General features: G+C 57.7%; 22 protein-coding genes and 1 riboswitch. Of the genes, 13 read left to right on the forward strand and 9 right to left on the reverse strand.

Annotated features, from left to right (window positions below):
* Positions 1 to 3: 3 nt before the first annotated feature.
* The 9 genes from HJ536_RS07165 to HJ536_RS07205 form a co-directional block, all read right to left on the reverse strand.
* Positions 4 to 2,346: a methyl-accepting chemotaxis protein gene (locus HJ536_RS07165; RefSeq protein WP_177157181.1), complete on the reverse strand. Its 2,343-nt coding sequence runs from the start codon at positions 2,344 to 2,346 to the stop codon at positions 4 to 6.
* 44 nt (positions 2,347 to 2,390) lie between these two features.
* On the reverse strand, positions 2,391 to 2,681 hold the full coding sequence (locus tag HJ536_RS07170; RefSeq protein ID WP_177157182.1) for a hypothetical protein: 291 nt from the start codon (positions 2,679 to 2,681) through the stop codon (positions 2,391 to 2,393).
* Positions 2,678 to 3,064 (reverse strand): response regulator, encoded by a 387-nt coding sequence (locus tag HJ536_RS07175; protein ID WP_177157183.1) that lies wholly within the window; start codon positions 3,062 to 3,064, stop codon positions 2,678 to 2,680. Before HJ536_RS07175 ends, HJ536_RS07170 begins: the two co-directional genes overlap by 4 nt.
* Before the next feature lie 3 nt (positions 3,065 to 3,067).
* A complete protein-coding gene (locus tag HJ536_RS07180) occupies positions 3,068 to 3,904 on the reverse strand; it encodes a CheR family methyltransferase (RefSeq protein WP_177157184.1) in 837 nt (278 codons plus the stop codon).
* Positions 3,901 to 4,365: a chemotaxis protein CheW gene (locus HJ536_RS07185; RefSeq protein ID WP_177157185.1), complete on the reverse strand. Its 465-nt coding sequence runs from the start codon at positions 4,363 to 4,365 to the stop codon at positions 3,901 to 3,903. Before HJ536_RS07185 ends, HJ536_RS07180 begins: the two co-directional genes overlap by 4 nt.
* 4 nt (positions 4,366 to 4,369) lie before the next feature.
* Complete coding sequence (locus HJ536_RS07190) at positions 4,370 to 6,394, reverse strand: chemotaxis protein CheA (RefSeq protein ID WP_228028659.1); 2,025 nt, start codon at positions 6,392 to 6,394, stop codon at positions 4,370 to 4,372.
* 4 nt (positions 6,395 to 6,398) lie between these two features.
* Positions 6,399 to 6,770, reverse strand: coding sequence for a response regulator (locus HJ536_RS07195; protein WP_177157186.1), 372 nt, complete (start codon positions 6,768 to 6,770; stop codon positions 6,399 to 6,401).
* On the reverse strand, positions 6,767 to 7,054 hold the full coding sequence (locus HJ536_RS07200; protein WP_177157187.1) for an STAS domain-containing protein: 288 nt from the start codon (positions 7,052 to 7,054) through the stop codon (positions 6,767 to 6,769). Before HJ536_RS07200 ends, HJ536_RS07195 begins: the two co-directional genes overlap by 4 nt.
* 117 nt (positions 7,055 to 7,171) lie before the next feature.
* A complete protein-coding gene (locus HJ536_RS07205) occupies positions 7,172 to 7,741 on the reverse strand; it encodes a cupin domain-containing protein (RefSeq protein WP_176855362.1) in 570 nt (189 codons plus the stop codon).
* A 120-nt stretch (positions 7,742 to 7,861) separates the two neighbouring features.
* Here HJ536_RS07205 and aptA point away from each other — a divergent pair, with 120 nt between their 5' ends.
* The 13 genes from aptA to HJ536_RS07270 all read left to right on the forward strand — a co-directional run bounded on the left by aptA (position 7,862) and on the right by HJ536_RS07270 (position 23,239).
* Complete coding sequence (gene aptA / locus HJ536_RS07210; protein WP_420811087.1) at positions 7,862 to 9,187, forward strand: omega-aminotransferase AptA; 1,326 nt, start codon at positions 7,862 to 7,864, stop codon at positions 9,185 to 9,187.
* 120 nt (positions 9,188 to 9,307) lie between these two features.
* The gene (locus HJ536_RS07215) at positions 9,308 to 10,222 is read left to right on the forward strand and encodes an isopenicillin N synthase family dioxygenase (RefSeq protein ID WP_177157188.1); all 915 of its coding nucleotides are present in this window, start codon (positions 9,308 to 9,310) and stop codon (positions 10,220 to 10,222) included.
* 125 nt (positions 10,223 to 10,347) lie between these two features.
* Positions 10,348 to 10,539, forward strand: a riboswitch (cobalamin riboswitch).
* An 82-nt stretch (positions 10,540 to 10,621) separates the two neighbouring features.
* Entirely contained in the window at positions 10,622 to 10,900 is a 279-nt protein-coding gene (locus tag HJ536_RS07220; protein ID WP_177157189.1) for a hypothetical protein, read from the forward strand.
* A 363-nt stretch (positions 10,901 to 11,263) separates the two neighbouring features.
* Positions 11,264 to 13,237 carry an acetate--CoA ligase gene (gene acs / locus HJ536_RS07225; RefSeq protein ID WP_177157190.1) on the forward strand — a complete coding sequence of 658 codons (1,974 nt, stop codon included), beginning with the start codon at positions 11,264 to 11,266 and terminating at the stop codon, positions 13,235 to 13,237.
* 24 nt (positions 13,238 to 13,261) lie between these two features.
* On the forward strand, positions 13,262 to 13,930 hold the full coding sequence (locus tag HJ536_RS07230) for an adenylate kinase (protein ID WP_265575595.1): 669 nt from the start codon (positions 13,262 to 13,264) through the stop codon (positions 13,928 to 13,930).
* A gap of 87 nt (positions 13,931 to 14,017) precedes the next feature.
* The gene (locus HJ536_RS07235) at positions 14,018 to 14,278 is read left to right on the forward strand and encodes a DUF4212 domain-containing protein (RefSeq protein WP_176855211.1); all 261 of its coding nucleotides are present in this window, start codon (positions 14,018 to 14,020) and stop codon (positions 14,276 to 14,278) included.
* Positions 14,279 to 14,297: 19 nt separating this feature from the next.
* Positions 14,298 to 16,025, forward strand: coding sequence for a sodium:solute symporter family protein (locus HJ536_RS07240; RefSeq protein WP_177157191.1), 1,728 nt, complete (start codon positions 14,298 to 14,300; stop codon positions 16,023 to 16,025).
* Between the two features lie 106 nt (positions 16,026 to 16,131).
* Positions 16,132 to 17,955 (forward strand): DUF294 nucleotidyltransferase-like domain-containing protein, encoded by a 1,824-nt coding sequence (locus tag HJ536_RS07245; protein ID WP_177157192.1) that lies wholly within the window; start codon positions 16,132 to 16,134, stop codon positions 17,953 to 17,955.
* 31 nt (positions 17,956 to 17,986) lie between these two features.
* The gene (locus HJ536_RS07250) at positions 17,987 to 18,508 is read left to right on the forward strand and encodes a hypothetical protein (RefSeq protein ID WP_177157193.1); all 522 of its coding nucleotides are present in this window, start codon (positions 17,987 to 17,989) and stop codon (positions 18,506 to 18,508) included.
* Positions 18,508 to 19,923 carry a 3'-5' exonuclease gene (locus HJ536_RS07255; RefSeq protein ID WP_176855215.1) on the forward strand — a complete coding sequence of 472 codons (1,416 nt, stop codon included), beginning with the start codon at positions 18,508 to 18,510 and terminating at the stop codon, positions 19,921 to 19,923. Before HJ536_RS07250 ends, HJ536_RS07255 begins: the two co-directional genes overlap by 1 nt.
* Before the next feature lie 93 nt (positions 19,924 to 20,016).
* Positions 20,017 to 20,697, forward strand: a complete 681-nt coding sequence (locus tag HJ536_RS07260; protein WP_177157194.1) for a DUF1045 domain-containing protein — start codon at positions 20,017 to 20,019, stop codon at positions 20,695 to 20,697.
* A 105-nt stretch (positions 20,698 to 20,802) separates the two neighbouring features.
* Positions 20,803 to 22,029 carry an alpha-D-ribose 1-methylphosphonate 5-triphosphate diphosphatase gene (locus tag HJ536_RS07265; protein WP_177157195.1) on the forward strand — a complete coding sequence of 409 codons (1,227 nt, stop codon included), beginning with the start codon at positions 20,803 to 20,805 and terminating at the stop codon, positions 22,027 to 22,029.
* A gap of 697 nt (positions 22,030 to 22,726) precedes the next feature.
* A complete protein-coding gene (locus HJ536_RS07270) occupies positions 22,727 to 23,239 on the forward strand; it encodes a flavin reductase family protein (RefSeq protein ID WP_177157196.1) in 513 nt (170 codons plus the stop codon).
* Positions 23,240 to 23,248: the final 9 nt, after the last annotated feature.

Consider the following 23,248-nt stretch of genomic DNA (forward strand, 5'->3'; position numbering starts at 1 on the left):
CTCCTAAAAATCGGTCCAGGCAGGCCCGTTCGAAGCAGCTGCGAACGTGGAAGTGCCTGTAAACGAACGCGCATTCTCGAACGACGGTGGATTCATTTTCACAGGGGCTGGAACGATCGCTGCGGTGGCCATAGCCGGAGTCGCACCGGAAAACTGAAACCTGGAAACAAGCTGGGATAGGCCAGCCGCTTCGCTTTTTAGCGTAATAGCAGCAGCTGTGGCGTCCTGTACCATTGCAGCGTTTTGCTGTGTGACCTGATCCAGTTGCGATACGCCGACGTTGATTTCCCCTAGTCCAGCTGATTGCTCTCGGGATCCCACGGCAATGCCACTGACCAAGTGGGCGATCTGCCCAACCCGATCTACGATGGAGGTCAAAGCACTCCCTGCTCGACCGACCAAACCCACGCCGGTTTCTACTTGCTCGGTGCTTGATCCGATGAGTGTCTTGATCTGCTTCGCCGCATCCGAGGAACGTTGCGCCAGCGCTCTCACTTCGGAAGCGACGACTGCAAAGCCACGGCCTGCGTCACCAGCTCTCGCGGCCTCAACCCCCGCATTCAGGGCCAGAAGGTTGGTCTGGAAGGCAATGTCGTCGATGACATTGATGATCTGGGCAATTTCGTCCGAAGACTTCTTGATTTGCGACATTGCATGCACCGCGTCGCTTACAACTTTTCCACTTTGCTCGGCTTCGGAGCGCGCCTCTGTTACCACACGCTCAACCTCTGCCGCCCCTTCAGCAGCGGATTTCACGCTAGAGGTCAATTCGTCAAGCGCAGCTGCAGTCTCCTCCAAGGTAGCCGCTTGGTTTTCCGTACGACGGGACAAATCATCGGACGAAGCGCTGATTTCTTCTGCACGCGAATGGATTTCAGTCGCGTTGTCAGAGATCGACAGGATCAGTCCACTCAGAGTGTCGACGGTCGCGTTATAGTCAAGGCGAAGCTGTTCGTAATCCTGGCTAAAGGGCTCCTGCAAGGTATGGGTCAGATCCCCCGCGGACAGGCGCCGAAGGCCACTGGAAATTTCCGAGACCACACGTTCCTGTTCCTGGTTCGCTATCTCCCGAAGGCGTGCCTCATCGCTTGTTTGCTTCAGACGTATGCGGAAGTCATCGAGGATACCAGACACCACGCCAAGTTCATCGAGGCGCTCGGTATTCGGGATTTTGTTTTCGTAGCGAGCGTCGGAAACACCACGCATAGCTTCAGCAAAGGTCGCAAGCGGCCGCGTGATAGAACGGGCCATCAACCAACCCAGAACCAGTGAGCACACCAGCCCTACAGCAATGAAAGCAACCATCGTGTGCCGGAGGCGTTCTAGCGATTTGAACTGGGTTTCGGCGTCAAGTTCGACAACGACAGCCCAATCCTTGTCAAAAACAGGAATATCGCGAACGGATATCATGGACGAACGGTTGGAAAGACCCTGTTGGTAAGGGAAATAGCCCTGTTCATCTTTCATCGCGATCTCTTGGGCAAAGCTGTTTTCTGGGCTCTCGAGAACCTTTAGCCGCCCCACTTGACGCGAGGGTGTCCGAGCCGATCCATCATGACCAAGGAGATAGACCTCGTCTTCGGAATGAAGACCGGAGATTCCTGAAATTACATTGGCCATTCCTTCCAGAGGCATCTGGATTGCTACAACGCCAAGGGTTTCACCACTTTCCGAGATTAAGGGGCGTGCAACAAATGAAGCTGGCGCGCCATTACTAGGCGCATATGGAGCAAAATCTGCAAAAGCTGTTTCAGCCTCACCCATCTTTATGGCTTTGCGAAAAACTTCCCCAAGTCCAGATCCTGCATATGCGCCATGGAGAAGGTTTGTCCCAAAGTCCGCCTCCTTAAAAACGGTGTACACAATGTCCCCGGCAGGGTTAATCAGGAACAGATCATAGTAGTTATTTCGCTCGACCAGGTTGTCGAAAAACTGGTGCTCCTGCAAATGGACGCTGGAATAAAGGCTTCCGTCTTCAGCATCAATCAGTTGATTTCTATTACCCACTGGGAATGAGTTATGATCTAGATAGACCGATCTAATTTCCTGCAAACCGACTGCGGATCCGGCCTGAACTGCATCAGAGAAACGCTTCAAAGTATTGACCGTGTTTGGGTCTTCAGAGAGGGTCGTCAACTGATTATCGAGCGCATGCAACCAAATTTCCAGACCAATGGCTACTTGATCGGTGACGATCTCGGACTTGAGCTCCGAAGCGACTTCAGCCTCTTTGCGAAACTGAAGGTAGTAAGTTTCACTAGCAACCATTACAGTCACAATGAGCGTTCCAACAATAAGTGCAGGAAGGCGCAGGGAGATCCTGGCCTCAGTAAAACGTCGAAACATCGAGGTTGCTCCTCATACTATTGATTTGATAGGGTAAACAGTATTCAAAACAATTGAACTGTTGACCCTTTGGTTGGCAACGGAAGATCGGAAATTTTTGAGTAAACCAATTCCAGTTTCAGATTTTCCGCAAACTCATCGCAAAAATGAAAATTCAATTGGGATGTTTCTCTAAAAACTACACTCAAATCCTGTAATATTTGAATGGCAAAATCGTATTTCTGCCCGCACAAGTTTCTTCTCGCCCCATCGTTCAGATGAAGTTCCGATTCTAGAAGACTATCAATCGAAACTTGAATAAGATCAAATATCGCACTATGACGTACACAGGTCATAATGGCCCCACCAAAGCCTCAATGCTAGATTTCAGAGACGCGCTAGTGAACGGCTTCTTTATTAGGTTATTCAGACCTGAGTTCCGCCCACGACTAACTATTTCGGCAGTTGGCGTGCCAGTAACTAAAATAAATCCTACTTGATGTGTTGCTTTATTGGCCCTTATCCTCTCAAGCAAATCGAGCCCGCTCATTCCCGGCATATTGTAATCACTAATAATTAAATGGACCGGACTACTGCAAACTTTGAAAAATGCGTCTTGCCCAGACTTTTCATACTCGACATTCTGAATGCCGATTTCTTCAAGGGATTGCATTAGTAGGCCACGACTAACGGACATGTCATCAACCACCATCACCTTCAACTTACTCTTTATTGACATAGCTCACCTTTCAGACGAGAATTTTTTATAAGAAGTAATTCCTACGGGTTCCATTTTGATATTTTCTGGAAAATTTATCCGTTCACTATGCCCAATAAACAGATATCCCCCTGGTTTCAGCCTACCCGAAAATCCGGCCCAAAGCTTATCCTGTGTGGATTTATCAAAATAAATTGCAACGTTTCTGCAAAATATTACATCAAACATGCAATTAATGGGCCAAGGTTGCACCAAGTTTAGTCTTCGAAAATCGATCATATTGCGAAGCGTGTCTCGAACAAAAAACTCTGATTTTGAGTAAACTTCAAACAAATCTCTCTTGTGCTGAACAGAAAGAAAATCGACGTCAGTAATATCAAATCTCCCATTCTGCGCCAATCTAAGAACAGCAGGATCGGCGTCAGTTGCAAGGATCTGAATATCGTTTCGTCGGCCGAAAATTTTTTCAGCAACAGTTGCGATGGAGTATGGCTCTTGCCCTGTAGAACAACCGGCAGACCAAATTTTGATATTTCTTGAACCTTTCAACTTTGGAAATACAGCTTTCTCAAGCATTTCAAAATGATGAAATTCTCTAAAAAATTGTGTCACATTTGTTGACAAAGCGGAAATGAAATGATCGCACTCATTAATATCTCCATTGGAAAGCCTCTGAACGTAATCTGAGAAATCTCGGGATCCTGTAGCTAAAACCCTTTTTCTTAATCTTGCCGCAATAAGGGGCCTTTTTCCTTCTTCCAGATTAAGCCCCCAGTTTATTTTGGCCAGATGTACTATTTTCTGGAAGCACGCGCCAGACATGTCGCGATTTGAAAAGTCGGCTTTCGATAACAGGGTCATGCCGCAACCTCAGTTTCTTTGGAAATCAGTGCTTGAATATCTAATACACGGAGCATTTTTTCATCCTGGGAAATCAATCCGACAATGTGAGATACTTCGCCATCAGTGCGCTGCGTAGGGTTAGGAAGTATCGCACTTTTAGGAACAGAGATGATTTCAGAAACAGCTTCCACTAATAGGCCCATAGTCCTTGCATGGATAGTCGCGATCACGATCACGTTCCGATGCGCGTCTGGGGTTTGTCCAAGTCCAAGTTTTCTACGTAAATCTATGATCGGAATTACAGAGCCGCGAAGATTCATTACACCAAGGACCGAAGGCTCCGAATGAGGTAGCGTCGTGACCGGTGTCCAACTTCGGATTTCACGGATAGCGTGAATATCGACGCAGTAACCCTGCCCGCCCGCTGTTAAAGAAACAAATTCCGAAGGCATATCCACACCCTTGAGATGCTTATCCATCGACTCACCCATTTTCAGCTATCAAATCTGTTTCCAACTGCGGGCGCCCGGCTAGCGATATCAGGGCATCTGGATCAACAATCAAAGCGATTTTTCCGTCTCCAAGAATAGTTGCAGCTGAGATCCCGGGGACAGCGCCGTAATTGCCCTCAAGGCTTTTGATCACAATTTGACGCTGATCCCAGATTTCATTTACCGAAAAAGCAAAAACTGAAGCGTCTTCGGCCTCAATTAGAATAAATGGGCCTTTCTGGGGTATTGCCAAAGCTTTGGATAGCCCTAAGAGCTGCCCAAGCGCAACAATCGGCACGTAGGCTCCCCGTACCTTTAGAACCCATTGATCGTGCCCAACCTGGATAACGTCTCCTACTGCAGGGCGTATGGTTTCTATGATGCTAGCAATAGGGACGACCATTGTTTCATCTGCGACGGACACCACAATTCCATCCAAAACTGCGAGGGTCAGAGGAAGCGATATCGAGAAGATGGATCCTTTGCCTGGTTCGCTGGAAATCGAAATTCGTCCACCAATTGCTGTGATAGCGGTTTTGACGACATCCATTCCGACGCCGCGGCCAGACAAGTTCGTCACTTGATCAGCTGTTGAAAATCCTGGCATGAACAGAAGGTTATCAACCTCACTGTCGCTCAATTTGGCATCTGCTGGGACGAGGCCTTTATCCCGCGCCTTTTCTAAAATTTTCGTTCGGTTTAGACCAGCTCCGTCATCCGCAACTTCGATCACGACATGGCCAGAGCGATGTGCTGCCATAAGACGGACCGTGCCTATTTGCGGTTTACTTGTTTTCGCCCTCCGGTCCGGGTTTTCGAGGCCATGGTCCACCGCGTTGCGTAGCATGTGTGTCAAGGGATCAGCCAAACGTTCGATAAGGGTTTTATCGATTTCGGTATTCTCGCCGACAGTTTCAAATTGAACCTGTTTTCCTGTCGCTTCACCGGCCTCGCGGACAACGCGTGCCAGCCGCTGGAAAAGCGATTTCACAGGTTGCGCACGGATCGACATTACAGCTTCTTGAATCTCGCGAGCAAGATAGCGGTAGTCATCAAGAGCCGCAGAGACATCGCCATCGGGTCCGCGCCCACTAGCATCGATCTTTTGCGCGATGACCGCCTGATTGATGATCAGTTCCCCAACGGTGTTGATCAGCCGGTCGACCCGTTCGGGGTCTACCCGCAAGGTCTGCGCCGAAGCCTGACGAGGTGACGAGGACGTAGGTCGAGGTTCAGGAGCAGATTGTTCAACTTCGGGTGCAACGATCTGCGGAGCCAAGGACAAATCAAGCAGAAACGGCGGTTCTTCGTGAATGCCGATCTGTCCCAGGCCCTGAACATAGGTCAGCGCGGCTTCGATTTGCTCGCGTGGCGTATCGGAAACCTCGACTTTCCAATCCAGGTAACCCAGATCCAAATCGAAGCCATCCAGGAGCGGCACAGCATCAAAATCACAGCGAACACTGATCTGTTCGCCCAAAGCGCCAATCAGGCGCTCCGGCTCGTGTCCATTGCGGTAGAACGCGGCGTCAGGGAAAATGCGGACGCAAATCGTTTGGTTTTCGTCTAGTAATAGCGGCATCGGGGCAAAGGCCAAGGGCGCGAAAAAGGGCTCCTCCGCGACCGCCACGTCTGCTGCACCAGTGAATTTAGAAAGGTCCTGCAGGAGTGCATCATAGGCGGAGGGCGTTCCCTCAGCATCGGATTGCGCCAGTTCGACCAACTCTGCCAACACGTCACTGGAGCGGGTGATAACCCGCAGCACTTCGGTTTCAATGCTCAGCTCATGCGACCGGATCCGGTCCAGAACGGTTTCGAACCGATGCGCGAAGGCTACCAGTTTTTCCAGTCCGAAAGCGCCCGCAGCGCCTTTGATCGAATGGACCGCGCGGAAGATGGCATTCACCGTCTCCGTGTCCCAATCATCGGAGGCAATCTGGTTCAGGCCCTCGGCCATCGCTTCGACCAATTCTTCGCATTCGGCAAAGAATGTGGCCTTCAGGGTATCCATGCTCATGCGCTTAGCCCTGCCCGGTGACGAGGCGGACGGTATTCACCAGCCCCTCTTCCTCAAAAGGTTTCACTAGCCAACCCGTTGCGCCAAGTCCGCGCGCACGGTTCCTGAAGGCCTCGCTGCTTTCGGTGGTGAGCACCAGAATGGGAACACGCCGGTTCTTCGGGCTTTGGCGGATCGCCTCGATCACACCAAAGCCGTCAAGTTTGGGCATGTTGATATCTGTGATCACTGCATCGAACCGGCGGGTCGCAAAGGTTTCGACCCCTTGAACGCCGTCTTCGGCAGTCACCACGTCGAACCCCGCGCCTTTCAACGTCTGGGACACTAGCATCCGCATGGTGCGGGAGTCGTCGATAGCCAGAACACTCAGCGTCATCCTGTGACCTCCGCGAAATAGTCGGAGAGGCCCAGAACCTTGAGGCTGTTCTGAATGCCTTCTGAGGGGGCGCTTAGCAGAAATGTGCCGCCAGCCGCCTCGACCGTGCGGCGCACCGAAATCAGCAATTGGATGATCTGAGCAGGCAGGTTCCGCGCCTCTGACGCTTCCACACGCACCGTGCCGGTGGCTACGGCCTCTCGGCAGGCAGCCAGTGCCGCCTCTGGATCATCCAGCCATTCATCGGGCGTCAAACGGAGTGTTGATCGGCTATCAGGCTCCAAGGCGTTCCCCCATTCGTAAAAAAATCGCGTTATGGGGGAACGCTAGGACGCCAACCTCTAACAAGTGGTGAAAGACGCCACCTCAGATCACTGAATAAACAAAGGATTTTATTGAAATCAGAACGTTGGCGGGGTGCAGGCGCTTATCACCACGCACTCGTCCTTACCGACCGCGCGGAACGAATGGGGCCGCCGGCTGTCGAACAAATAGGCATCTCCGGGCCCAAGGATTTTGCGCTGGTCACCCACGGTAATCTCGATCCGACCCTTGATCACGATGCCGCCTTCCTCGCCTTCGTGGCTGAGCAGGACAGAGCCCGTGCTGGCCCCCGGCCGGTAGGTTTCGTGCAAAATCTGCAGACTGCGACCGGGCGCACCGCCGCCCACCTGGCGATAGGATAGCCCGCCTTTGCCGATCTCTTTCAGCTCTTCGGCGGCAAAGAAAACCTGATCATCGGGCGTGGCCTCGAACGCAAAAAACTCGGCGATCCCAATGGGAAACCCCTTTAGAACCCGCTTCAACGCCCCGACCGAAGGGTTCATCTGCCCGCTCTCGATCAAGGAAATGGTCGAGTTGGTCACCCCCGCCGCCTTGGCCAAGGCCCGCTGGGACAATCCGCGCGACAGGCGCAAGGCCCGCAACCGCAGGCCAACTTCGTTCTCGGGGTCATCAAAGCTGTTGGACATGTTCACGATCCGCACCGTTTCGTTCGCCGATATAGCCATATCAATACGTTAGCCGCATCAAAAAACAGTCTTTTGCGAACACATCAAAAGAGTAGTCTGGTCAAAACGACCAACAGGACGATGACTATGAATCAAACTGCGCGCAACATCCCGCTTGATGCTTTCTGGATGCCCTTTACCGCGAACCGCCAGTTCAAGCAGGACCCGCGTATGCTGGTGAGCGCGAAGGGCGTTCACTACACCAGCGACGATGGCCGCGATATTCTGGACGGCACCGCCGGTCTGTGGTGCTGCAACGCGGGCCACGGCTATGAAGAAATCGCCAAGGCGGCCTACAACCAGCTGATGGAGATGGACTACGCGCCCGCCTTCCAGATGGGCCACCCGATTGCCTTTGAATTCGCGGACCGCCTGCGCGCACTGGCCCCCGAGGAATTCAAGCATGTGTTCTTTACCGGCTCGGGTTCCGAGTCCGTCGATACCGCGCTGAAGATCGCTCTGGCCTACCACCGCGCCCGCGGCGAGGGCCAGCGCACCCGTCTGATCGGCCGCGAGCGTGGCTACCACGGCGTGGGCTTTGGCGGCATTTCCGTTGGCGGTATCGTCAACAACCGCAAGAACTTTGGCACCATGCTGACCGGCGTGGATCATCTGCCCCATACCCACCTGCCCGAGAACGCGTTCTCCAAGGGTCAGCCCGAGCATGGCGCAAATCTGGCCGATGATCTGGAGCGGATCGTCGCCCTGCACGGCGCGGAAACCATCGCCGCCGTGATCGTCGAGCCCGTCGCAGGTTCGACCGGCGTTCTGATCCCGCCCAAAGGCTATCTCGAGCGTCTGCGCGAGATCACCAAGAAATACGGCATCCTGCTGATTTTCGACGAAGTGATCACCGGCTTCGGCCGTCTGGGCACCCCCTTTGCGTCCCAGCGTTTCGGCGTTGTGCCGGACATGTTCACCACCGCCAAGGGCATCACCAACGGCACCCTGCCGATGGGCGCCGTGTTCGCGCAGGGCTTCATCCATGACGCCTTCATGACCGGCCCCGAGGGCATGATTGAACTGTTCCACGGCTACACCTACTCGGGTCACCCCGTGGCCTGTGCCGCCGGTCTGGCGACCCTGGACATCTACGAGCGTGGCGGCCTGCTGACCCGCGCCGCAGAGCTGGAGCCCTACTGGGAAGAGAAGGTTCATTCCCTGCGCGAGTTGCCGAACATCAAGGACATCCGCAACCTTGGCCTGATTGGCGGCGTTGAGATGGAAAGCCGGGAAGGTGAATTCGGAACAAGGGCTTACGAGGTTTTCCTCAAGTGCTTCAAGGCTGGTGCAATGGTCCGCTACACCGGCGAAACCATCGCCATGTCGCCGCCGCTGATCTTCGAAAAGGAAAACATCGACACCCTGATCGGGATCCTTGGCGAGGCGATCGCCAGCACGAAATAACCCCACGCCCCCGCGCCTAACCAGCGCGGGGGTTTTCCGTTCTGCCCCGACAATCGCCGCATGGCCTTGGCGGGCAGGATCGGCTAGACCGTGGCCGACGCTGATTGCCAGAGGCCCGCCATGACCACGATCCCCCGCATCGACGCCCGCGCCATGATTGCCCGCGATCCCGCCTGCATGGAGGCCTTGCGCCACGCGGCTCAGGACATCGGATTCATGACCTTGGTGAACAGCGATCTGACGCCCGCCGAAGTGCTGGAGGTTATCGCCACCTATCGCGCCTTCTTCCACCTGCCCGACAGCGCCAAAGAGCCGGTAAACATGGCGCATACCGGATCGAACCGCGGCTGGGGTGCCCCCTATTCCGAACAGGTCGATCCCGACGCCAACCCCGACTATAAGCAGGTGTTCGACAGTGGCTTTGCGCTGCCCGCGAACGATCCGATGGCGGGTCTGACCTGCTATGCGCCCAACCTCTGGCCCGCGCAGCCCGCCGAATTCCAGCGTGTGGTGGACGGGTATGCCCACCGGGCGATCGGAGTGGCCATGCAGACCCTGCGCGGGATTATCGCCGCCGTGGGCCTGCCCGAGGACAGCTTTGATCAGGCGTTTACCAAGCCGATGGCCTTACTGCGCGGGAACTACTATCCCCAGCGGCCTGACACCGCCGGTCCCCGCGATTTCGGCATCGCCGCGCACACGGACTATGGCTGCGTGACCTTGCTGGCCACGGACGGTGTGGCGGGACTAGAGGTGCAGCTGCGCGACGGCTCTTGGCTGCCGGTGCAGGCAGAGCCCGGCACGTTCATCATTAACTTCGGCGAGATGCTGGAAAGCTGGACCAACGGCCGGATCAAAGCAACCCTGCACCGCGTGATCGGCTCGGATCAGGAGCGCATTTCCGTGCCTCTGTTCTATAACCCAAACCACGATACCAACGTGGCGCCGATCGGCTCTGGCCGCACGATGCTGGCCGGTGACCATTTGGAGAAGCGGTTCCGCGAGACTTATTTGCACCTGTCGCGTCCGGCTTGATTTCGCCCCATCAGGTTTAAGGTTCCGACCTTAGCCACTGAAATCATTCAACAACCCAGAAAACCATTATTGTCGCAAAAGCACCTCCACCTGTCGAAACCATAGTTGACGGGGCCGATGCCCCGTTCCAATCTGGCGTCGATGGTTGCCCGCCCCATCTTGGGAACGGCATGAAAAGGGAACGCGGTGAAATTCCGCGACTGCCCCCGCAACTGTAAGCGAAGAGCCCTTCGGCAACACCACTGGCCCCGCGCCGGGAAGGTCCGAACAGGCAATGACACGCGAGTCAGGAGACCTGCCATCATCGTAAATGCAAACCCGGACGGGGTGTTCCGGCGGATGCGGCAGGCTACATGTGCCCCCGTTCCGCCCTTTCCCGTTCCACGCGCGGAGGGCGCTATGAACCTGAACCTGATTGTCGTCGGCCTGTCGGCTGCTCCCGTTTCCCATTCCGATCCTGCCCGACTGGCCCGCGCCGGTTTCCTGCAATGGTGCCTGACGCTCGAGGACCGTAGCGATATGCGCCACGCCGCCCGCGCGGCCATCGCGCGCCTGCATTGTTTCGTGAACGACTCGGAGGCACTGGCCCAATTCCACGGCCTCCTGATTCAGGCGGCCGAGCCCCCGAGTCTGCCCCGCCGAACCGGTGCCAGACGGCGTTTGACGCGCCTCCAGTAACGCGTGGCAACCAAGTGCCCAATCAAAGTGCAAAGGAAATGTCCGGCGCTACCATCCCCATGGTTGCGCCGTTAGGTCGCAGCAACCCGAGACATTGGTAGCAAAAGGCACCCGCTAACGCCCTAAGTCATTTTCACTCAACCCTCTGGTAACCATTAACTTTTTACAACTTAACTACACGATATTTACAAAATTGCCCCATCAAGTAAACGTTATTAACAAAATAATTGATAAGCCATAAGCACTTATTCCATTGTTTTCTAACTCTGGTAATGTCTCGCTTAGGGAGAGACGCCGACATATTCTGTGGCAGCATTTTGCCCCGCTTCGGGGCGTTCATATCACGACAGAGGGAGGAGCCTAATGTCCACTCAAGCGCAAACCGCTCAGGTCAACGATCCGGTCTATCCGGTCCCGGCTGAATTCGCCAAAACCGCGCATATTGATGCCGCCAAATACCAAGAGATGTATGCCCAGTCGATCAACGACTCCGAGGGCTTCTGGGCCGAACAGGGCAAGCGTCTCGACTGGATCAAGCCCTACACCCAGGTCAAGGATGTGAACTTCAACTTTGGTGAAGTGAACATCAAGTGGTTCTTCGACGGCACTCTGAACGTCGCGTACAACTGCATCGACCGCCATCTGGCGACCCGTGGTGACCAGACCGCGATCATCTTCGAGCCCGATAGCCCCGAGACCCCTGCTCAGCACATCACCTACAACCAGCTGCACGACAAAGTCAGCCGGATGGCGAACGTTCTGCGCAGCCAGGGTGTGACCAAGGGCGACCGCGTCATCATCTACCTGCCGATGATCCCCGAAGCTGCCTACGCGATGCTGGCCTGTGCCCGTATCGGCGCGATCCACTCGATCGTGTTCGCGGGTTTCTCGCCGGACGCACTGGCAAACCGCATCAACGACTGTGGCGCCAAAGTGGTTATCACTTCGGACGAAGCGCCCCGCGGCGGCCGTATGACCCCGCTGAAGTCGAACACCGACGCCGCTCTGCTGCACTGCTCGGACAAAGTCCGCTGCCTGGTGGTCAAGCACACCGGTGGCCAGACCACCTGGATCGACGGCCGTGACATCGACGTCAAAGCACTGATGGAGCACGCCTCGCCCGATTGCCCCGTCGAGGAAATGAACGCCGAAGATCCGCTGTTCATCCTTTACACTTCTGGTTCGACCGGCAAGCCCAAGGGCGTTGTCCACTGCTCGGGCGGCTATCTGGTCTACGCCTCGATGACCCAAGAGCTGGTGTTCGACTACCACGAGGGTGACGTCTACTGGTGCACCGCTGACGTGGGTTGGGTGACCGGCCACTCGTACATCGTTTACGGCCCGCTGGCGAACGGCGCGACCACTCTGATGTTCGAAGGCGTTCCGACCTACCCCGATGCAGGCCGCTTCTGGGCCGTTTGCGAAAAGCACAAGGTCAACCAGTTTTACACCGCTCCCACGGCGATCCGCTCGCTGATGGGCAAAGGCACCGAGTTCGTCGAAAAGTACGACCTGTCCTCGATCAAGGTTCTGGGTACCGTGGGCGAGCCCATCAACCCCGAAGCATGGAACTGGTACAACGACGTTGTCGGCAAAGGCAAAGCGCCGATCGTTGACACCTGGTGGCAGACCGAAACCGGCGGTCACCTGCTGACCCCGCTGCCCGGCGCAACTGCGCTGAAGCCCGGCTCGGCGACCACTCCGTTCTTTGGCGTGAAGCCCGTCGTACTGGAGCCCACCACTGCCGAAGTTCTCGAGGGTGCAACCGAAGGCGTTCTGTGTATCGCTGACAGCTGGCCCGGCCAGATGCGCACCGTTTGGGGTGACCACGAGCGCTTCCAGGAGACCTACTTCCAGCAGTACAAAGGCTACTACTTCTCAGGTGACGGCTGCCGCCGTGACGAGGATGGCTACTACTGGATCACCGGCCGCGTGGACGACGTGATCAACGTATCGGGTCACCGCATGGGCACCGCCGAAGTCGAAAGCGCACTGGTGGCACACGCCAAGGTCGCCGAAGCTGCGGTTGTTGGCTACCCCCACTCGCTCAAGGGTCAGGGCATCTACGCCTACGTCACCCTGATGAACGGCGTGGAGCCCAGCGACGAGCTGCGTGCCGAGCTGGAGAAATGGGTCCGCACCGAGATCGGTCCGATCGCGAAACCCGACCTGATCCAGTGGGCGCCCAACCTGCCGAAAACCCGTTCGGGCAAAATCATGCGCCGCATCCTGCGCAAGATCGCCGAGAACGACTTTGGCGCGCTGGGTGACACCTCGACCCTGGCCGAACCCGGCTGCGTGGACGAGCTGATCGAAAACCGCATGAACCGCGGCTGATCGACAATGGACGGAGTGACCCAGATGACCACACCCGCAGTACTGATCCTGCTTGGCCCCCCCGGGGCCGGCAAAGGCACCCAAGCCCGTCGTCTCGAAGAGAAGTTCGGTCTGGTCCAACTGTCGACCGGTGACATGCTGCGCGCAGCCGTCGCCGCTGGCACCGACGCAGGCAAAGCGGCCAAGGCCGTGATGGATGCGGGCGAACTGGTCAGCGACGAGATCGTCATCAACATTCTGCGCGACCGTCTGAAAGAGGACGACGTTGCCAAGGGCGCGATCCTTGACGGCTTCCCGCGCACCACTGTTCAGGCCGAAGCCCTTGAGGGGCTGCTGGCCGAAAACGGCCAGTCGGTCAACGCAGCCATCGCCATGGAAGTGGACGATGCTGCAATGGTCGAGCGTATTTCCGGCCGTTACACCTGCGCCAAGTGCGGCGAAGGATACCATGACAGCTTCAAGCAGCCCGCTGCCGAAGGTGTCTGTGACAACTGCGGAGGCACGGAATTCAAACGCCGCGCCGACGACAAGGCTGAAACCGTGGGAGCCCGCCTCGAGGCGTACCACGCTCAGACCGCCCCCCTTATCGCTTACTATGACGGTAAGGGGCAGCTTAGCCGTGTGGACGCCATGGGCGACATCGACGCGATCACCGCGAAGATGACCGAAATGGTCGAAAGCGCGATCGGCTAGGTCAAAAACTAAGTGTCCGGGGCGAAGGAGGAACCGCCCCGGAATATCACTAGACCATAGCTTTTGTGGAGAAGGGGAGGATTGCCTATGGCAAGCCAACAGGATAGTTCGGCCTACTGGTCGAAGAATATTAGTATTATCAAAGGGTGCCTGATCGTCTGGTTCGTTGCATCCTTTGGCATGGCGATTCTGTTCCGCCCGATGCTGGCTGGCATCGGTGTCGGCGGAACCGACCTTGGTTTCTGGTTCGCACAGCAGGGAAGCATTCTGGTCTTCCTCGTTCTGATTTTCTTCTACGCCTGGCGTATGAACAAGCTCGACGTCGAATTCGGCGTTGACGAAGAATAAGCTCTAGGGACCTGATATCATGGATCAATTTACTCTGAACCTGATCGTAGTGGGCGCGACTTTCGCTCTCTACATCGGTATTGCGATCTGGGCCCGCGCCGGCTCGACTTCGGAATTCTACGCGGCTGGCCGCGGCGTTCACCCCGTTGTCAACGGCATGGCAACCGGCGCTGACTGGATGTCGGCTGCTTCGTTCATCTCGATGGCGGGTATCATCGCTTTCGGTGGCTACGACACCTCGGCCTACCTGATGGGCTGGACCGGCGGCTACGTTCTGCTGGCGATGCTGCTGGCGCCCTACCTGCGCAAGTTCGGCAAGTTCACCGTTCCCGAATTCATCGGTGACCGCTTCTACAGCCAGACCGCCCGTTCGGTTGCTGTTGCCTGCCTTATCATTGCGTCGATCACCTATGTTATCGGCCAGATGACCGGTGTGGGCGTTGCGTTCTCGCGCTTCCTCGAAGTGGACAACGCGACCGGCCTCTACATCGGCGCAGCCATCGTATTCTTCTACGCCGTTCTCGGCGGCATGAAGGGCATCACCTACACTCAGGTGGCGCAGTACGTTGTTCTGATCATCGCGTACACCATTCCCGCGATCTTCATCTCGCTGCAGCTGACCGGCAACCCGATCCCGGCTCTGGGTCTGTTCGCAGACGCAACCTCGACCGGCGAGCCCCTGCTGACCACCCTGAACGGTCTGCTGGCCGATCTGGGCTTCTCGAGCTATACCCAGCAGTCCGACACCACCCTGAACATGTTCCTGTTCACCGTGTCGCTGATGATCGGTACCGCGGGCCTGCCCCACGTGATCGTTCGCTTCTTCACCGTTCCCACCGTGAAGGACGCGCGTTCGTCGGCTGGTTGGGCACTGGTGTTCATCGCGCTGCTGTACCTGACCGCTCCTGCGGTTGGCGCAATGGCTCGTCTGAACCTGATCAACACCATCTACCCCAACGGCACCACCGAAGCGCCCCTGGCCTATGACCAGCGCCCCGAGTGGGTCCAGAAGTGGGAACAGACCGGTCTGCTCAAGTTCGAAGACAAGAACGGCGATGGCCTGATCCAGTACACCGCAAGCAAAGACACCAACGAGTTTGACGTCAACAAAGACATCATCACTCTGGCGAACCCCGAAATCGCGCAGCTGCCGGGTTGGGTTATCGCTCTGGTTGCGGCCGGTGGTCTGGCTGCGGCTCTGTCGACCGCTGCGGGCCTGCTGATGGCAATCTCGTCGGCTGTATCGCACGACCTGATCAAATCGCAGATCAACCCGTCGATCTCGGAAAAGGGCGAACTGATGTCGGCTCGTGTTGCAATGGCTGTTGCTATCGCAGTTGCGACCTACCTGGGTCTGAACCCTCCGGGCTTTGCTGCACAAACCGTCGCTCTGGCATTCGGTCTGGCCGCTGCATCGATCTTCCCCGCACTGATGATGGGCATCTTCTCGAAGCGCATCAACGACAAGGGCGCGGTTGCCGGTATGCTGGCAGGTCTGATCGTGACCATCGTCTACATCTTCCTGCACAAGGGCTGGTTCTTCATTGCTGACACCGCAAGCTTCAGCGACAGCGATCCTCTGCTGCTTTCGGTTAAATCGACCTCGTTCGGTTCGATCGGCGCACTGATCAACTTCGCCGTCGCCTACTTCGTGTCGAGCGCAACCGAAGACACCCCGCAGGAAATCAAGGATCTGGTCGAGGCCGTCCGCGTTCCCCGTGGTTCGAGCGCAGCCATCGACCACTAAGGTCGGGCCCGCAGTGGGGCGGTTCGCCGCCCCCGCAACGGATTGAACTTTGGCCCTGTCCGGTTTCAACTGGGCAGGGCTTTTCACTTAAAGACAGATTTCAACCATGACGATTCCTTTTGCAGACATCGCGGCTTATCTCGGGGGGCTTCACCCCTATGACGGGCTGACCGAAGGCGAGCGCAATGCCTTTGCCGCCGCCATCGAAGTGATCGACCTGAACCCCGGTGACAGCGTTTACCGTCATGGTCAGCCGCTGGACGGGCTGTACATCGTCTATTCGGGCGTGGTCGAGGTCGTTGATGCCAACGACATTCCCGTGTCCATCCTTGGGCCCCGCAATTCGTTCGGCGAACGGGGCCTCTTGCGCGAAGGGGTCGCCGTGACCTCTGCCACCGCGACCGAGCCGACCATCCTGCTGATGCTGCCCAAGATGCAGTTCGCGGAGCTGGTCCACGACCATCAGGTCGCCCGCAAATTCTTTGACCGCTCGCGCACGACCACCACCCGTGGCAGCGATCTGGCCACCAGCCGTGTCGAAAGCTTCATGCATCACTCGGCGTTCTTCTGCATGCCCGGCACCACGGTTCAGGACGCCGCCCGCGAGATGCGCGATCGCCATGTGTCCTGCCTCTGTGTCCTCGAAGATGACGCGCTGGTCGGCATCGTCACCAACCGTGATCTGACCGACAAAGCGTTGGCCGACGGGATGCCCGTCTCGACCCCCGTGGTCGATGTGATGACCAAGAACCCCATTACGCTGGAGCCTTCGGCTATCGGTTCGGACGTGCTGCACGCGATGATGGAGCGCCGCATTGGCCACATACCAATCACCCAGAACGGTGTGCTGGTGGGGATCGTCACCCAGACCGACCTGACCCGCTTTCAGGCGGTTAGCTCGGCCGAGCTAGTGGCCGAGATCGCCCATGCCCCCGACGCCGAGGCGATGGCCGTGGTCACCGCCCGCATTCCCAAGCTGCTGGTTCAACTGGTCGCCGCTGGCAACCGGCACGAGGTTGTCACCCGCCTGATCACCGACGTGGCTGACACAGCCACCCGCCGCCTGCTTGCACTTGCCGAGGAAAAGCTTGGCACCCCGCCCGTCCCCTATTTGTGGGCCGCCTGCGGCAGCCAAGGGCGTCAGGAACAAACCGGCGTGTCGGATCAGGACAACTGCCTGATAATCGCTGACGGGGTGACCCACGACCAGATGGACTATTTCCGCCGTCTGGCGCGCTTTGTCTGCGATGGGCTGAACACCTGCGGCTACGTCTATTGCCCCGGCGATATGATGGCCACCGCCGAGCGTTGGTGCCAGCCGCTCTCGGTCTGGCGCGGCTACTTCGACAACTGGATGAACAAACCCAGCCCCGAAGCGCAAATGCTGGCCAGCGTGATGTTCGACCTGCGCCCCATCGGCGGCGACACCTCGATGTTCAAGGACCTTCAGGCCGACACCCTGCGCAAGGCCGCGTCCAACAGCATCTTCGTGGCGCATATGATCAGCAACTCGCTGAAACACACGCCGCCTTTGGGCCTGCTTCGGGGCTTTGCTACCATCCGCTCGGGCGAGCACAAGAACCAGATCGACCTGAAGCACAACGGGGTTGTGCCGATCGCCGATCTTGGACGGGTCTATGCATTGCAAGGGCAGCTAACAGCCTTTAACACCCGCGCACGGCTCGAGGCGGCCGCAGGCGCGGGCCTGATTTCCGCTTCGGGCGGCAAGGATTTGCTGGATGCTTATGATCTGATCGCGGAAACGCGGCTCCAGCATCAGGCACGTTTGGTCAAGGCGGGTGAGGCGCCGGACAATTTCATGTCGCCAAGCAGCCTGTCGGATCTGGAACGCAGCCACCTGCGCGACGCCTTTGTGGTCGTCAAAGGGATGCAGGCTGCGCTTGGCCACGGGAAAGGTGCGCTGAGCTAAGGAATTCACGCTTTCTGGGGAGGAAAAGCGCATGTTGTGGGGATTTGTAGCCGTAATCGCCGCCGGTTTCGGTGGCGCAGGTCTGGCCGTTATTCTGAACAAGATCACCCGTGGCCGCACGCCGAAATGGCTGACGCCCGCCGCTGCCGCTGTGGCCATGCTGGTGACCGCCATCAGCAACGAATACACGTGGTTCGCCCAAAGTCAGGCGAACCTGAAGCCCGGCGTTGTGGTGGTGAACACCATGGAAACCAGCGCCTTTTACCGTCCGTGGACCTATGTCTACCCGATGACCGAAGGCTTTGTCGCGCTGGACACCAACACGCTGACCGATCACCCCTCGGGGGCGGGCCGGGTGACGGGGGACCTCTATCTCTTTGGCCGCTGGGCCAATACCGAGCATTTGCAGGTTCTGTTCGACTGCCCGACGGGCCGCACACTGCCGATGATTCCGGGTGAAAACTATGATACCGTCACAACCGAGGATTTTCCTGATGCGGGTGGTGACAGCCAGATGATCACCGCCGCCTGTCAGGGACGGGAGGGCAAGTGATGTTTACCCATCTTGGACTGCGCCTTCGGATATTTCTGATGTTCGCGGGCTTTGCTGCCTTTTTGGTCGGCGTTGTTTCGGTTGCGCTCTATCTGGGGTGGCGGCAATCCTATGCCGCGCCGGATGGCTATATCACCTCGGGGATTTTCGCGGGGTTCGGCATTCTGGGCTCGTCCGCCGCCATGTGGCTGCTGTTCGATGAGAACGTCGCCAAGCCGATCCTGCGTCTGTCCGCCCATCTGCGCACCCGCGCCCATTCCGGTGCCAAGGTCGAGCTGACCGGCGATGACGCCAAATACCTTGGCGATCTGGCCCCCGCCGCCCAAGCGATCAGCCACGAGCTGACCAACTCGACCTTCTCCAAGGCCGAAGCGGTGGCCGATGCCACGGCCCGTCTGGCAGCCGAGCGGGATCACCTGACCGCACTGCTCACTGAAATTCCCGTGGCGATGATCCTTGTGAACCCGTCGCACCAGATCGTCCTCTATGATGGGCAGGCCGCCGAGGTTCTGAACCAGATCGCGCCGCCCCGCATGGGGGCCTCGATCACCGAGTTTCTGGATGAAAAGGCCCTGCTGAACGCCCATTGCAAGCTGGTGAAAACCGGCCAAGAGGTTCAGTGCACCCTGCCCGACGCCCACCGCCAGCAGGAATACGAGGCCAAGCTGCGCCCCTTGGGGAATGGCAGCGGCTATATGATCGCGATCGACAGTGCCAAGGCGCTGATCTCGCCCAATGCCAGCCGCCCGCTGACCTATGATTTCGCGCTGATGAACCGCCCTGTGGACCATGCCCACGCGGATATGGCCCTGTCGGATCTGAGCTATGTGGTCTTTGACACGGAAACCACGGGCCTTCTGCCGCACAAGGACGATGTGGTGCAGCTGGGGGCGATGCGCGTCCTGCGGGGCCGCATTGTCGAGAGCGAGATGATCGACACTCTGGTCGATCCCAAGCGTCCGATCCCCCCCGCCAGCACCAAGGTTCACGGGATCAGCGACAACATGGTGCGCGGGGCCCCCGATTTCGACGTGGTGACGCGCAAGTTCCATTCCTTCTGCAAGGGGTCGGTGATTGTGGCCCACAACGCGCCCTTCGACATGGCCTTTCTGCACCGTCAGAGCAAACAGGTGGGCGTGAATTTCGACCACCCCATTCTGGACACGGTGCTGGTCTCGGCGGTGCTGTTCGGCGCCTCGGCCAAGCACACGCTGGATGCGATCTGCGACCGTCTCGGGATCACCATTCCTGAAAAGCTGCGCCACACAGCTTTGGGGGACGCCCGCGCCACTGCCGAAGTTTTGTGCGCCATGATCCCCATGCTCGAGGCGCAGGGAATGCACACATTCGGTGACGTGATCCGTGAAACTCGCAAGCACGGCAGGCTGTTACAGGATCTCAATACCCCCGCCTGACTCACAATCGTTCGATTTCGGGAAACAGAGACTACCCATGGCGGCGCGGTCTGTTATCTGTAGATGACAGACCACGACCGTCAGAGAGGCTGAATGCAGGGTTTCAAACGCTACGCGATCTACTACCACCCCGAACCGTCGGCCTTTGCCGATTTTGGCAAGCGTTGGCTTGGGTGGGATCCTGTGGCGGGATGCGATATCCCTCATCCGCCCTATGATCTGCCGATGGACCAGATCACCAAAACGCCCCGCAAATACGGCTTTCATGGCACGGTCAAACCGCCCTTCCGCCTGGCCCGAGGGGTGGATATCGGCGCGCTGCACGTCACCGCGCAGGCCCTGATGGCCGGCCTGTCCCCCGTGCGGCTTGAGGGGTTGAAGCTGACCCGTATCGGCGGTTTTCTGGCGCTGGTCCCCGAGGGCGACACGTCTGAGCTGCGCACCATGGCGGGCAAAGTGGTGCAGGCGCTCGATGCCTTTCGCGCGCCCTTGACGGACGCGGACATCGCGCGACGGAACCCTGCCCGCCTGACCGAAAACCAGCTCGAGCTACTGCACCGCTGGGGGTATCCCTATGTGATGGACGAGTTCCGGTTCCACCTGACCCTGACCAGCCGTGTCACCCCCGAACTGGCCGAACAAACCCGCGCCCTCTTGGACCAAGAGCTGCCAGAACTGATGCCGCGCCCGTTCAAGATCCGGTCCCTCTGCCTTTATGGCGAGGCCGATGACGGGCACTTCCACATGCTGCACCGCTACCCTTTCGGTGGGTAGAAGCAAGGAAAACCCCCACAATTTTGCCGGTTGTTCGCGGCAAATGTCATACACCCGAAACAATGGGCAGCTATCACACTCGGAAATTCCTAGCCGAGCAGAACGATGTCCCGTCTCCTTCCGCCCCTGCGCCTTGTGGGTGCAACGATCTTGCGCGATGGCGCACTACAGGCCCGTTCGATCGCGATCGAGGACGGACGGATCACCCGTGGCCCGCTGCCTGAAATCGACCTGACCGGCTATCTGGTGCTGCCGGGGATGGTCGATCTGCACGGCAGTTCCTTTACCCGCCATCTGGCCCCGCGCCCTGCGGCGCAGTTTGATCCGATGACGGCCCTTGCCGCCACAGACCGCGAAGCTGCGGCCAACGGCGTGACCACAGCCTATCTGTCCCAAGGCTGGTCTTGGCAGGGCGGCCTGCGCGGCCCCGATTTTGCGGAAACGCTGATGTCGGCCCTGCGCCGCTACCGCGCGCAATCCTTGACCGACCTGCGGATGTCCCTGGAATGCGAGACCCACATGGTGGACACCGCCGCGCGCCTGATGGCTGCGGTGCGGTCCTATGATGTGGGCCGCCTGGTGTTTCACAACACCCTCGATGACACACTGGAGCACCTGCGCGAACGCCAGATGCACGGCAGCGATCCTCTGTCCGTGGACGAAGGCAGTGCACAGGAATACCGCCTGCGTCTGCGCCGCGCCCAAGAGCGGTCCAAGGAAGTGCCCCGTCACCTCTGCCGCTTGGCCGAGGCGTTCGACGACATGGGCGTGATCTATGGCAGCAACGGCGATTTCGACGGCGAGACCCGCGAGAGCTATGCGATGATCGGCGCTAAGCAGTGTGAATTCCCGCGGTCGCGCCGCGCTGCGGCTGCCGCCAAGGCAATGGGCGATCCGGTGATCCTATCCGCCCCCGATACCACGCACCCCAAAGGCCAGTTCAGCGCCCTATCCACGATCGACCTGATCAAGGAAAACACCTGCGACGCGCTGGCCTCGGACTATTACTACCCGTCGATGCTGCATGCGGTTTGGATGCTGGTCGACATGCACGGAATGTCCCTGCCCGCCGCATGGTCACTCGTGTCCGAACGGCCCGCGCAAATCATGCGCTTGCCGGATCGCGGCACCCTGACCCAAGGCCGCCGCGCCGATCTGGTCATCCTGCACGAGCAGACCCGCCGCATCGAAGCGACCATCGTGGGCGGCCGTCTGGCTTATATGGCGGGCGAAGCGGGCGCGCGTTTTCTGGGGCACACCCCCGAGGAAACCGCCTTTGCCGTTAGACCGAGCAGATCGCAGGCCAGCCTGCCTCAAATCCAGCGAAATTGACGCGAAGTTAAGTTTATCCTCGTCGTGAATGACCTTTTGCTGTATAGCTTACCTATACTTAAGGTCATTTCATTACCAAAAAGGGGCAGCCTCATCGCTGCCCCATTTTTATTTTGGCACTTTCCCCTGATTATAATGAGAAATTTTGTCGAACTCATTCACTGAAATTCGCTTTGCGGAATACGAATGATGACAAAACAAATATGCAACATTTAATTTTGAATAACTATTCTGAGGCTCAACTTTCCGGCCAAATCCTCAATATTTCTTAAGTTTCGATTACGTAAGGGGCTTCACTATTTCATCCCCATGCAGACCATGGCCAGAAAAATCAAAAAAATTCAGATGGTCTGATTGAATAGACCCGAATTCACTCAAGCCTGACTAACAGACACTGCAATTGCGGCAATTTTTGCCGCACCGCCGCACCCCCGCATATTTGCGCCACAACACGCCATGCATTGCATTATTGTGCCTCCACCCAACTCCCTCGCGTCCCTGCATTTTTCACCAAAATTTGCGCCAAAGACTGGCACTCTGATCCTGCCGCAATACATGTAAGAGACAGCCGGAAACAAGAATCACCAAACGGTCACGAGGCTTTGATGCAGAGACTTTCCCAGCCCCGAAAAGTGGACCTCGGACGCGAAACATGGTTTGACCTGTTCTCAGCCGCGAACGTCCGAAAGGTAGCCTGATGACGCATGTGACCGCCCTCGACGGATTTGTCCCCACACCGGATCGCCAGCGGGAGTTCCGCAATGTTCTGGGATGCTTCGGGACGGGCGTGACTGTCGTCACCTGCATGACCGACCGTGGCCCCATGGGGATCACCGCCAACAGCTTTAGCGCCGTGTCGCTGGAGCCGCCCTTGGTCCTCTGGTGCCCGGCGCACAGTTCTCATCGGTTCAAGGCGTTTGCCAGCGCGCGCCACTACGCCATTCAGGTTCTGGCCCAAGGGCAAAAGGATCTGGGGCTTGCCTTTGCCAAGGACGGGTTCTCCTTTGACCACTGCGCGTGGGAGCAGAACGAATGGGGCGTGCCGGTGCTGACCGAAACCTTGGCCCGTTTTGAATGCGAGGCTCACGCCCTGCACGAGGCCGGCGATCACGCGATTGCCGTTGGCCGCGTTCTGCGGGCCCACGCCAACGAAGGCACGCCGCTGCTCTTCACCCAAGGGACATACGGCAGTTTCACCCCGTTCGACTAAGGCGCCATC

Source organism: Donghicola mangrovi (genome assembly GCF_013377535.1).
Classification (GTDB): domain Bacteria; phylum Pseudomonadota; class Alphaproteobacteria; order Rhodobacterales; family Rhodobacteraceae; genus Donghicola; species Donghicola mangrovi.

Bases quoted from the DNA above. Each gene is read 5' to 3' on its own strand.
- HJ536_RS07165 (WP_177157181.1), bottom strand. From the start codon at position 2,346: ATGTTTCGACGTTTTACTGAGGCCAGGATCTCCCTGCGCCTTCCTGCA.
- HJ536_RS07170 (WP_177157182.1), bottom strand. From the start codon at position 2,681: ATGACCTGTGTACGTCATAGTGCGATATTTGATCTTATTCAAGTTTCG.
- HJ536_RS07175 (WP_177157183.1), bottom strand. From the start codon at position 3,064: ATGTCAATAAAGAGTAAGTTGAAGGTGATGGTGGTTGATGACATGTCC.
- HJ536_RS07180 (WP_177157184.1), bottom strand. From the start codon at position 3,904: ATGACCCTGTTATCGAAAGCCGACTTTTCAAATCGCGACATGTCTGGC.
- HJ536_RS07185 (WP_177157185.1), bottom strand. From the start codon at position 4,365: ATGGATAAGCATCTCAAGGGTGTGGATATGCCTTCGGAATTTGTTTCT.
- HJ536_RS07190 (WP_228028659.1), bottom strand. From the start codon at position 6,394: ATGAGCATGGATACCCTGAAGGCCACATTCTTTGCCGAATGCGAAGAA.
- HJ536_RS07195 (WP_177157186.1), bottom strand. From the start codon at position 6,770: ATGACGCTGAGTGTTCTGGCTATCGACGACTCCCGCACCATGCGGATG.
- HJ536_RS07205 (WP_176855362.1), bottom strand. From the start codon at position 7,741: ATGTCCAACAGCTTTGATGACCCCGAGAACGAAGTTGGCCTGCGGTTG.
- aptA (WP_420811087.1), top strand. From the start codon at position 7,862: ATGACTATGAATCAAACTGCGCGCAACATCCCGCTTGATGCTTTCTGG.
- HJ536_RS07215 (WP_177157188.1), top strand. From the start codon at position 9,308: ATGACCACGATCCCCCGCATCGACGCCCGCGCCATGATTGCCCGCGAT.
- HJ536_RS07220 (WP_177157189.1), top strand. From the start codon at position 10,622: ATGAACCTGAACCTGATTGTCGTCGGCCTGTCGGCTGCTCCCGTTTCC.
- acs (WP_177157190.1), top strand. From the start codon at position 11,264: ATGTCCACTCAAGCGCAAACCGCTCAGGTCAACGATCCGGTCTATCCG.
- HJ536_RS07230 (WP_265575595.1), top strand. From the start codon at position 13,262: ATGACCACACCCGCAGTACTGATCCTGCTTGGCCCCCCCGGGGCCGGC.
- HJ536_RS07235 (WP_176855211.1), top strand. From the start codon at position 14,018: ATGGCAAGCCAACAGGATAGTTCGGCCTACTGGTCGAAGAATATTAGT.
- HJ536_RS07240 (WP_177157191.1), top strand. From the start codon at position 14,298: ATGGATCAATTTACTCTGAACCTGATCGTAGTGGGCGCGACTTTCGCT.
- HJ536_RS07245 (WP_177157192.1), top strand. From the start codon at position 16,132: ATGACGATTCCTTTTGCAGACATCGCGGCTTATCTCGGGGGGCTTCAC.
- HJ536_RS07250 (WP_177157193.1), top strand. From the start codon at position 17,987: ATGTTGTGGGGATTTGTAGCCGTAATCGCCGCCGGTTTCGGTGGCGCA.
- HJ536_RS07255 (WP_176855215.1), top strand. From the start codon at position 18,508: ATGTTTACCCATCTTGGACTGCGCCTTCGGATATTTCTGATGTTCGCG.
- HJ536_RS07260 (WP_177157194.1), top strand. From the start codon at position 20,017: ATGCAGGGTTTCAAACGCTACGCGATCTACTACCACCCCGAACCGTCG.
- HJ536_RS07265 (WP_177157195.1), top strand. From the start codon at position 20,803: ATGTCCCGTCTCCTTCCGCCCCTGCGCCTTGTGGGTGCAACGATCTTG.
- HJ536_RS07270 (WP_177157196.1), top strand. From the start codon at position 22,727: ATGACGCATGTGACCGCCCTCGACGGATTTGTCCCCACACCGGATCGC.